The organism is Hungatella effluvii, from assembly GCF_003201875.1.
GTDB lineage: Bacteria > Bacillota > Clostridia > Lachnospirales > Lachnospiraceae > Hungatella > Hungatella effluvii.
Window position 1 is genome coordinate 73,110 of the sequence record NZ_QJKD01000023.1, and the last position, 10,905, is coordinate 84,014.

General features: G+C 46.3%; 6 protein-coding genes. 2 read left to right on the top strand and 4 right to left on the bottom strand.

The genetic code is table 11. The features are described from left to right. Nucleotides 1-235: 235 nt before the first annotated feature. Nucleotides 236-2,353: a glutamine synthetase III family protein gene (locus DFR60_RS27340; RefSeq protein ID WP_110326129.1), complete on the top strand. Its 2,118-nt coding sequence runs from the start codon at nucleotides 236-238 to the stop codon at nucleotides 2,351-2,353. Between the two features lie 89 nt (nucleotides 2,354-2,442). On the opposite strand, the gene DFR60_RS27345 is transcribed toward DFR60_RS27340, so the two are convergent. The 3 genes from DFR60_RS27345 to DFR60_RS27355 form a co-directional block, all read right to left on the bottom strand. Next, on the bottom strand, nucleotides 2,443-4,293 hold the full coding sequence (locus DFR60_RS27345) for a GH25 family lysozyme (protein WP_110326130.1): 1,851 nt from the start codon (nucleotides 4,291-4,293) through the stop codon (nucleotides 2,443-2,445). 263 nt (nucleotides 4,294-4,556) lie between these two features. After that, nucleotides 4,557-5,684: a PspC-like choline-binding domain-containing protein gene (locus DFR60_RS27350; protein WP_110326131.1), complete on the bottom strand. Its 1,128-nt coding sequence runs from the start codon at nucleotides 5,682-5,684 to the stop codon at nucleotides 4,557-4,559. Between the two features lie 114 nt (nucleotides 5,685-5,798). Next, nucleotides 5,799-7,619, bottom strand: coding sequence for a phosphotransferase (locus DFR60_RS27355; protein ID WP_110326132.1), 1,821 nt, complete (start codon nucleotides 7,617-7,619; stop codon nucleotides 5,799-5,801). Between the two features lie 1,181 nt (nucleotides 7,620-8,800). Between DFR60_RS27355 and DFR60_RS27365 the strand changes: the two genes are divergently transcribed. After that, complete coding sequence (locus tag DFR60_RS27365; protein WP_110326134.1) at nucleotides 8,801-10,384, top strand: hypothetical protein; 1,584 nt, start codon at nucleotides 8,801-8,803, stop codon at nucleotides 10,382-10,384. Between the two features lie 165 nt (nucleotides 10,385-10,549). Here the strand turns inward: DFR60_RS27365 and DFR60_RS27370 are convergent. Continuing rightward, the coding region (locus DFR60_RS27370; protein ID WP_243005198.1) for a transposase at nucleotides 10,550-10,905 on the bottom strand (356 nt) is incomplete at its 5' end.

Consider the following 10,905-nt stretch of genomic DNA (forward strand, 5'->3'; position numbering starts at 1 on the left):
TATTTTAATTAAGGAACGATGGCGTTCTCCTGACAACAGGAGGGCGCCATTTCTGGTATCATAGGAACGTTCGCCCTATAAAACCAGAACCCTCCGGGGGAGGCGCACTCTGCGCCGGAGCGAGAGTCCGGAATGAGGGACTTAATCTGTCACAGATGATTGCGCGCATAACCAGGAAAAAAAGAGGAGACTCGAGAAGTCTAAATTACAGACCAAATGAGAGGATGGAAAATTTATGAGCGAAGTAGTAAATGTTGCCGAAATATTCGGTAAAAACGTATTTAACGAAACCGTCATGAGAGAGCGCTTGCCGAAATCCGTTTTCAAGAAATTAAAGAAAACGATCGAAGACGGAGCGGAACTGGACCCGTCCATCGCTGATGTTGTTGCACATGCGATGAAGGACTGGGCAATTGAGAGAGGCGCAACCCATTATACCCATTGGTTCCAGCCGCTGACCGGTATCACAGCCGAAAAGCATGACTCCTTCATTTCAGCACCGACCTCCGAGGGAAAAGTCATCATGGAGTTCTCCGGAAAAGAGCTGATCAAGGGCGAACCGGACGCTTCCTCCTTCCCATCAGGCGGTTTGAGAGCCACCTTTGAGGCGAGAGGCTATACTGCATGGGATTGTACTTCACCGGCATTTTTAAGAGAAGACGCCATCGGCGTAACCCTTTGCATTCCCACCGCATTCTGCTCCTATACAGGAGAAGCCCTGGATAAGAAGACACCTCTTTTAAAATCCATGGAGGCTGTTGACGAGCAGGCACTGAGAATTTTACGATTATTCGGCAACACCACTTCCAAACGTGTGGTCCCGTCCGTAGGGGCGGAGCAGGAGTATTTCCTGGTTGACCGTGAAAAATATTTACAGAGAAAAGACTTGATTTATGCAGGCCGCACCTTATTCGGCGCCATGCCTCCCAAGGGACAGGAGCTGGAAGATCATTATTTCGGAGCCATCCGGGAGCGTGTCGCGGCATATATGAAGGAAGTTAACGAAGAACTCTGGCGCTTAGGCGTTCCGGCCAAGACCCAGCATAATGAGGTTGCGCCGGCTCAGCATGAACTGGCGCCGATCTACGAGCAGGTCAATGTGGCCGTAGATCATAACCAGATGGTAATGGAAACCTTAAAGAAGGTGGCCGGCCGTCACGGCTTAAACTGCCTGCTTCACGAAAAACCATTTGCAGGAGTCAACGGTTCCGGAAAACATAACAACTGGTCCCTGACCACAGAAGACGGAATCAACCTGTTAAATCCAGGTGAGACCCCTCATGAGAACATTCAGTTCCTTCTGGTGCTGTCCTGTATCTTAAAGGCCGTTGACCGCCACGCCGATCTGCTTCGTGAATCTGCGGCAGACGTCGGAAATGATCACAGACTCGGCGCCAACGAGGCGCCGCCCGCTATTATTTCCGTGTTCATTGGCGAACAGCTGGAGGACGTGGTCGATCAGCTTTGCAGCACCGGCGAGGCCACCCATTCCAAGGTGGGAGGCACTTTAAAGACGGGAGTCAAGACACTGCCTGATTTATTCAAGGATGCGACCGACAGAAACAGAACCTCCCCGTTCGCCTTTACGGGCAACAAATTCGAGTTCCGTATGGTAGGCTCCTCCGATTCCATTTCTTCCCCGAATGTGGTATTAAACACTATTGCGGCGGAAGCGTTTAAGGAAGCGGCCGACATACTGGAAAAGGCGGAGGATTTCGATACCGCGGTACATGATATGATCAAAGAGCAGCTGGCAGCCCATAGAAGAATCATCTTCAATGGAAATGGCTATGCGGACGCATGGGTAGAGGAGGCCGAGATGAGAGGCCTTCCGAACATTAAATCCATGGTGGAAGCGATCCCGGCCCTTACCACAGAAGCGTCTGTCCGGATGTTTGAAGCATTCAACGTATTTACGAAAGCCGAACTGGAATCCCGTGTTGAGATCGAATATGAGGCATACAGCAAGGCAATCAACATCGAGGCCAGAACCATGATCGATATGGCCGGTAAGCAGATTATCCCGGCGGCCGTCAAATATGCGACCATGCTGGCCGATTCCTTAAGTAAAGTACAGACCGCCTGCCCGGATGCCGATGTGAGCGTCCAGGCCGAACTTCTGACAGAGACCTCCGCCTATCTTTCTGATATGAAGGTAGCGTTGGCAAATCTGATCGATGTAACGGAGAAATGCGGTATCATCGAAAACAATAAGGAACAGGCCAATGCCTACCACGATATCGTAGTCCCTGCTATGGAAGCGCTCCGCGCCCCGGCGGATAAGCTTGAGATGATGGTCGATAAGGAATTATGGCCGATGCCAAGCTATGGAGATTTGATTTTTGAAGTATAAGGGAAAATTGAAAAAAGGAACCGCCTCCTGTCTGATTAACAGGGAGGCGGTTCCTTTTTTGCAGCCGAAGCTGCTTTTCAATGTCTTACTTATTTAATTCCAGGCCCGATCTCTTTCGTTGGAGAAGTTGTCTGACTGCTGTCAGCCGGGGATTCCTGTGTTGCATTGCCGGCACTCTGTCCATTCTGTGGTGCATTGCCAGCATTCTGTCCGTCCTGTGTTGCACTGCCGGTGTTCTGTCCATCCTGTGCAGCACCTTCCACCGGTTCCTCTACCTTAGTGCAGACGCCGTTTGCGTCGACGGTATAATCGATACCGTCAAAATCTAGGGTAGTGGAAGACGCCATCTTGCCGTCAGCAGGATTTAAGTAGTAGAGCTGCCCGTTGATCTCCGTGAGACCCGTGACCATGGCGCCGCTGCCGTTGAAATAGTACCAAGCGCCGTCAACCTCGCGCCAACCGACGGTCATCTTTCCGGAAGAGGTGCTCAAGTAGTACTTCGCGCCGCCGTCCTCCAGCCAGCCGGTCTGCATTCTGCCGTCCTGGTTTAAGTAGTACCAGTTTCCGTCCGGATTGATCCATCCGCGGGCCATATCGCCGCCCTGATTGAAATAGTACCATGTACCGTCCAGCTGCCGCCATCCGGTAGCCGCCGCGCCGCTGTCAGTCAGGAAGTATTTTTTATCCCCTTCCGTATGCCAGCCGGTCACCATAGAGCCGTCGCTGTTTAAGAAATACTTCGTTCCATTCTGATCCAGCCATCCGGTAGCCATAATACCTGTATCCTGAAGGAAATACCATTTTCCGGCCAGCTGCTTCCATCCGGTAGCCATCTTTCCAGAAGCCTCATCGAGATAATAATACTGATTCATCTGCTGAAGCCATCCCGTCTTCATGGTACCGTCGTTGTTTAAGAAATAACGTGAGCCGTTATCATCCAGCCAACCGGTGCTCATCGCACCACTGGCATTGAAGAAATACCAATTATCGGAAAGCTGTTTCCAACCGGTCACCATGCGTCCGGTCGTTTCGTCGAGATAATAGTTAAGTCCCAGCTTCTCCAGCCACCCAGTAGAAGCAAGACCCTCGCCGTTCATATAGAACCAGCCGGTTCCGTCATTGATCCAGGCGTCCTTCTGCATCTGATAGTTCTGGTAATAATACGTCTTGTCCCCGATGGTCCTCCAGAGATTCCCCGGGAGATAGGGAGTTAAGTCCTTGTAGAGGAAATTGATATCAACATTACCGCTGATTCCCTCGATGGAACCGGTGCTGGTGGCCTGCCACATGATTGGATCGGAGAAGTTATGTTTTACCTCATAGCGGGCCACCCACACGTCGTAGTGCATGTTTTTCATATCGATCTTATTGGCCAGCCAGTAGTCGTTGGCATAGACCATGGGATAATATCCGGCCGCCTCCACCCGTTCGCAGAAGGCGTTGATGATCTCCGTGACCTGTGCCGGCGGAAGAGAACCAAGTGTGGAGCTGTCTTCCGCGTCAAACGCGATTGGAAATGAAATCGGATAATCCTTTACCAGATCGAGGACGAAATCCGCCTCCTCCACAGCCATCTGCGGTGTGGTTGCCAGTGAATAAATGTAGGCGCCGACCCGTACTCCGGCATCGGAAGCCTCCTTAACATTTTTGTGGAAATAGGGGTCTACCGCCCCTTTTGACCGGGTACCCAGCATGACGAATTCCACATCGTCAGCAGCTACTGTATTCCAGTCAATATTGCCCTGCCACCGGGATACGTCGATTCCTCTTGCCACGACGCCGTCGATCACGGTTCCATCCAGCATCTGATAATACCCGTTTACCCGTTCATAGCCCGCAGCGTAGGCGGGCGGGGCGGAGTACAGGAATGCTCCTGAACAGCCCATGACGGCGCTGAGCGCTGCCGCCGTAATTCTTCCAGTAATTCTTCTGTGCTTCAAAGTGTCAGCCTCCTCATCCTTGCAGTCAGTTGTTCCGATAAAACTACAATGGGTATCCGCGCCGAAGTGCAGATACCCACACAAAACCTTTATTTCCGCGGGTAACGAGCCAAGTGTTATGCTTGTATGAGCATTTGGCGACTGCCGCGGCTTATTTAACTAAATTTTACGGGCAGCGAACCGAATGGCCGTGTTCGTCATTCAAACAGCGCTGCCGCACGGATCAAATACTGCTTTTTACGGCAGTTTTACTGAATCATATATCAGCCAGGTCCGTTTGTCAGTCCCGGTGCCAGCTGGTAAACACCGTTGTTGGAGGAAGAGCCTCCTGGAGCATTGCTGCCTCCCGGTGAGCTGCTGCCGCCTGGTGTATTGTTATTGCTGCCCGGTGCACTGCTTAAATTACCATTCCCCGTGGAAGATCCGCCGGGGCCGCCGGAAGTATTGGTATTGGTGTTGTTACTGGAACCAGGAGCGTTCGTATTATTCGTTCCGCTGCCCGGCGCCGATACATTGCCGCCTGTACTGGGTGCGTTGGAATTGCTGTTCTGGTAAGCGCCATTGGAAGCAAATGTATAGCTGACTCCATCAATTGTCAAAGTCGTATTAGCCGCCATCTTTCCGGTAGAAGGATCGAGGTAATAATAGACACCGGAAAGCTGAATCCAGCCTGTCATCATATGGCCTGCATCATTAAAATAGTACCAGGAGCCTTCAAGTTCCTTCCAGCCGTGAGCCATCTTACCGCTCGAAGTATCCATATAGTACTTATTCGTCCCATCGCTGAGCCAGCCCGTCATCATCTTGCCGAGAACGCTCTTGCTGTCTGAGTTCAGATAGTAATACTCTCCGCCGATCTGCTGCCAACCGGTCAGCATCTTGCCATCGCTTCCAAAATAGAACCAGTCGTTACCGATCTGTCCCCATCCCAGCGTGCACTTGCCGTTTTCCTTAAAATAGAACCAGCCGCCATCCATCTCACGCCATCCGGTAGACATGGTGCCGTCGCCCTTCATATAGTAAAAATCATCGCCGATTCTCAGCCAGCCCTTCACGAGAACACCGGTGTCATCCATCAGGTAGTAATACTTCCCGCCGTCTTCCACCCATTTCGTTGCCATGGCTCCGTTGGAACGGAAATAATACCAGTTATTATTAATCTGTTTCCAACCCGTCACCATGTAACCGGTCGAGAGATCCATATAATAATAAGTACCGTCAGTACTTTTTGCCCATCCTTTATGTACAGACCCGTCTGCGTCCATATATTTCCACTGTGAGCCTTCCTGCTGCCATCCTGCCGCGGCCCACGCGGTACCAGCCGGTATTAAAGTCGCGCTTCCCACGAGTCCGGCCAGGAGTAACGCAGTCATAGTTTTCCCACATCTCATCCTAATCTCCTCCTATTCTTACAAGATACGACATTACATATGAATTCATTATATCACAGGAGGCCTCATAATGCATAAAAAAATTATTACGATTTGTGGACAAATTTCCAAAACTCATCCAATATCCCTGCATTTTTTATAAAAATGCTTTGCATACCGGTACATTATGATCGTATATTCACCGAATTCTTCCCCCAAAGATGCCTTATACACGGCCCAGAGACTCCACAAAAATCCGCCAAGCGCCATATGAGCGTAGACAGAGTATCGCTCATCCAGCGACGGTTCCCGCTCCAGATATACCCGGATCAGACGTTCTGTCTCCTCATCTGTATAATAGGAATAGATCGCGCACATGGCTACATCCACCAGCGGGTCGCACATACCGGCGTATTCCCAGTCGATGAGCCGGACCCCGCCGTCCTCCAGCATCAGGAAATTATCGCCGTTGTCATCGAGATGAGAGAGGACCTTCCGGCGTCCCATGGAATCCAGGCGGTCCATTAATTCCGTCATCCAGCCATGTACCTTCCCATAATCCTCAAATGGAATGTCCCCATGTCTTCTGCAAAGGTCTTCATAAAAATCTATCCGCTCTCTCATATCAAAAGAGTGTTCAACCGTAAGGCCGGAATTATGAAGGCGGCGTACAACTGCCATACATTTCTCCATCTGTTCCCAATTGCGCGGATCCGCATTATTTGCGCCATCGTAATACTCCGCGATCTTATATCCGGTATCCCCGTCAAAATAAATGATCTTCTCCGTAATACCGAGTCCGGCTACCACATCATATACTGCCTTTTCCTGTCTGCGGTTAATAAGAAGCTCGGTTCCCGGCCCAGGAATTCTGCAGATATAGTGGCGTTCCTTTACTTTAAATAGAAACGATTTATTTGTCATACCCGATTTTAAGCATCTGATTTCCGTAATTTCCGATTCCGGTACTTTAAAAACCCGGGCGACCAGTTCCATGGCTTCATTGTCAGAGTGACGCTGATATTTGATATCAAATCTCCGAAGCTCCTCCAGATTTTCAAATTCGTACACCTCATCCTCAGGTCTCCGGTTTATGTACATATCAATGTCGCCGTGAGCCTCCTCCAGATTTGGAAGGCGTTTTTCCGCCTCACCCGAAAGCATGTCCATATAGACATTTTCCCAGTAAAACTGTTCCGTCCCTGGAAGTTCATAGTAGGCCTCAAGAACCGGAAGAAACTTCTCCGAAAATTCTTTTGAGAAATAAGCGGGTCCATACATAACCCATTGATCGATGCCGCCAACCGAAACGCTCCCGATTCTGCCTTTCTTATTGTAATCGAGGCACCACTCCGAAGTTTCCCCTTCCATAAAAGCAGAAGAGTACCAGGCGCCGCCCTCATAGGCGTGGTACATGTTATGCCGCATCCAGTTGTCGGAAGAGAGCACATACATATTTCTTCCCCTCAGGATCTCCCTGGCGCGGTAAATGGTAGTCAGTGTATTTTTAGAAGAATATTCAGGATTATATAGAAGCTTCACATCATATTTATCAATCAGGTATTCAAATTTCTCTTTCAAATATCCCACGACAATCGTGATATTCTGTACGCCGACCTCATGGAGCTGGCGAATCTGCCGCTCGATCATTCGCTCTCCAAAGACTTCCAGCAGGCCTTTCGGCATTTCGAAGGTCAGAGGGACAAAGCGGGATCCAAAACCGGCGGCGATAATCAGGGCCCCGTCAACCTTATACTGTTTCAGAAGCTCCAGTCCGGCCGGGAGCAGCTCATATGCACCTCCCGCACCGGCCAGGGTGATGAGATGTTCCGAAATACATTCTTTTACAAGATTATTGGCCGTTCCGAGAGAGACATCCAGTGCCTGAGCCAACTCTCTCTGCGTGATCGCCGGGTTCTCAAGGATAGAACGACAGATGATTACATTACGATTCATGATAGATACCTCCGTGGTTGATGATCGTATTTTAGGGAAATGCATATTGTAAAAAGAAGATGTTTGGCGTTCAAAAATATAGATATATTAGTATATGTGAACATTATAGCATAATTGTGTGGAAATGCAAGGTTGGAGTTTGTGGAGGAAGTGGGGAGGGAAGAGAAGGGAAGGGGATACGGAAGAGAGGATTTTGAAGTGGCGCACGACTTAGAAAGGTGTATTGGTAAATGAAGTGGAATTTTGACAAGTATTATATATAGGTAAGTTTAGTATTATTATCAAGCAGATGCGTAGGAAGGAAGTTTGTAGTTGGCGGAGATTTAAAGTTAGGTGAATCTATTTGTTAAGTAGTATGGCATTGATAATCTGATCGATCTGATGAAATAATTTGTGAAGTATGTGGAGGGATAGATATAAAATAGGAGAGTGGGGGGAAGATGAAAATAAATATGGGGAAGAAAGCGCGCGGGTTACGATAAAAGTAACTATGATGTAGAAAAAGCAGTAAAGGTAGAAAAAACAGTAAAGGTAGTAAAAACAGTAAAGGTAGTAAAAGTAGTAAAAAAAGTAAAAGTAGTAAAAACAGCAAAAGTAGTAAAAGCATAAAAGCACAAAAGCATAAAAAGCAAAATCCTAAAAGTATGTCTAACCAGATATTCGCAGCCTCTATTATTAAGCTCCTGCCACTAATAGCATTATAGCATTATTAATAATTGAAGCATACCATGAAAGACCATTACCATAATAATACAGATATGTATATTGGCAATATAATATTAGAGATCATACTATTAAGATTTCAACAGTATGTCGTATTATGTGAAGCAGTTAAATACATGAAGTAAATTAAGAGAACCAGGTGGATAAATTAAAATATGGCCGGATTGTACTAATGGGAGTACAATATGCCGCGGAGGCTCGTTTTTCGTAAAGATTACGTAAGAAAATGCACAGAGAAAAGTTATAGCATTTTTGAAAAAATTATATTATACTGTCAGTGTGATGGAGGAAATGATATTTTCCTGGTGGAATTGTGAATATTTATTACTTTTTGAAAATTATGCAAAAAAAGTGAAAAAAAGTATTGATAATTTCCCTTATAGGAAGTATAATTACCTCGTAATGCAATTAGGAATTTCAAAAAGTATTTCAAAAAGAAAAAGGAGAGTGCATTAATTATGAGAAAGCAGACAAAATTAGTTGCAGTATTATCTGCAGCAGCTCTGTTAGCTATCGGTGCCTCCATGACTTCCTTCGCAGCTGCTGGATGGCAGGAAGAGAATGGTACATGGGTTTATTATGACAAAGATGGCTATCAGGTAAGTGATCAGTGGCAGAAATCAGGTAACACATGGTTTTATTTAAACAGCGATGGAGAGATGGCTACTGACACTATCATTGAAGATGATGATAATACCTACTATGTAGATGCTAACGGCGCTATGGTAGTAAATCAGTGGATTCAGGTAGAGAACGAAGACAGCTATGGCGATGATGATCCAGATTACTTCTGGTATTATTTCCAGGCAAATGGTAAAGCATACAAGGCTCCTACAAGTGGAAAAACTTCTTTCAAGAATATCAATGGTAAGAAGTATACCTTTGACAGTGAAGGCAAGATGCTTTACGGATGGATTAACACAGAATCTGAACGTCAGACAGGTGATGATGCTTGGACAAACGGAACTTATTTCTGTGGTGATGAAAACGATGGCGCACAGGCTAATGGCTGGGCTCAGATTTCTGTCGTAGATGACAGCCAGGATGATCCGGATCAGAATTACTACTTCTATTTTGATACCAATGGTAAAAAGGTAGTAGGAAAAGATGATGGTTCTGAATTAAAGAGCAAAACAATCAACGGCTTAAAGTATAGCTTTGATAAAAATGGTAAGATGGTATCTGAGTGGGCAATGCCGAAAGCTTCTAACACAGAAGCTTCTATCAGCAGCTACAATTACTTCAACTTACCAGAACAGGGCTGGAGAGCTAAAGGCTGGTTTAATGTAGTTCCTCAGGAAGATGTTAATCCAGATGATAATGCTGATGATGCATCCAAGTGGTTCTATGCTGAAAATGATGGCGATCTTGTAAAATCAGAAATTAAGACTATCAACAGTAAAAAGTATGCATTTAACGCTAAGGGCGAAATGCTCAGCGGTGTTCAGGCATTAGCTATGACAAGCAATACCAAGATTGTTGGATCTAACGGTATTGGTGATGCTGATAAGGTTGATGCATTAAAAGCTGGCACATTAGAAGTTAAGAATTATGAAAACGAAGATGTTAAATATGGAATTAGTGATGATACCGATTCTGTAGATGTTTACGTATATTACTTCGGTGCAGGTAGCGATGGTTCTATGAAGACTGGAAATCAGAACATTGATATTGATGGTGATGTATATGCATTCTCCTTTGGTAAGAGTGGTTCCAGTAAGGGCCGTGGCCTGAACGAGACTAAGGATACTCTTTATGTAAATGGTCTTAGAATTAAAGCTGATTCCGATATGAGATATCAGGTATATTCTATGTCAAAGGGTGCATTAGTTGAAGATCCGGCTACTGTTGTTGGAAAAGAAGACACATATGTTGTTAACACTTCCGGTTCTATTATGAAGAATAAGAAGAACTTAAAGGATACAGACGATATGTATATCTGTACAGATAAAGATGGACATATCAGAGGTTATAATGAAGAGAAGTGCGGAACAAAAGCAGACAAAGATAGCAAGGGCTATACTTGCGAATATCACAAATAATCAGTTTTAATTTCGATATGAAATTCTAATTGCCAAAGGGGTCTTGTACTTGTATAAAGTGCAAGGCCTCTTTTAAGTCGGCTCTTTGTCAATAGTTGGGGTGGGATTTGTGAAATCCCGCCCAATCTCTTTGATAAAGGCAATTTTTATGTACGGTTCCAGGTTTTACTGATTTTGGGTATGCCAAATAAGCCTACGCATTACCGACCATTTTATTCTATGATGTACAGTGGAGTATCCGGGGCCAGAAACGCTTGAATTAGTCAGCTCGTATTTAAAGGCATTCAGGATTTCTTTCCGCCAGGTTCTGTAGGTCCTGGCACAGTCTTCAAACTCCTCGATTCCGCAGTTCAAGGCATTTGCAACCCAGTCATCGATTTCCCGCTGCTGCTGACGGTAGGCCTTCATCTGGCAGATATCATAAAACCACTCTTTCATGCGGTGTGCCAGACGCAGATCTTCACTATACAGAAGCATTAGGTCACAAGCCTGTTTGTTCTCATCTTTCAGCTTTTTATAGC

What these genes read in the sequence shown, in the direction of transcription:
- DFR60_RS27340 (WP_110326129.1), top strand. Translation starts at nt 236, where the DNA reads ATGAGCGAAGTAGTAAATGTTGCCGAAATATTCGGTAAAAACGTATTT.
- DFR60_RS27350 (WP_110326131.1), bottom strand. Translation starts at nt 5,684, where the DNA reads ATGAGATGTGGGAAAACTATGACTGCGTTACTCCTGGCCGGACTCGTG.
- DFR60_RS27355 (WP_110326132.1), bottom strand. Translation starts at nt 7,619, where the DNA reads ATGAATCGTAATGTAATCATCTGTCGTTCTATCCTTGAGAACCCGGCG.
- DFR60_RS27365 (WP_110326134.1), top strand. Translation starts at nt 8,801, where the DNA reads ATGAGAAAGCAGACAAAATTAGTTGCAGTATTATCTGCAGCAGCTCTG.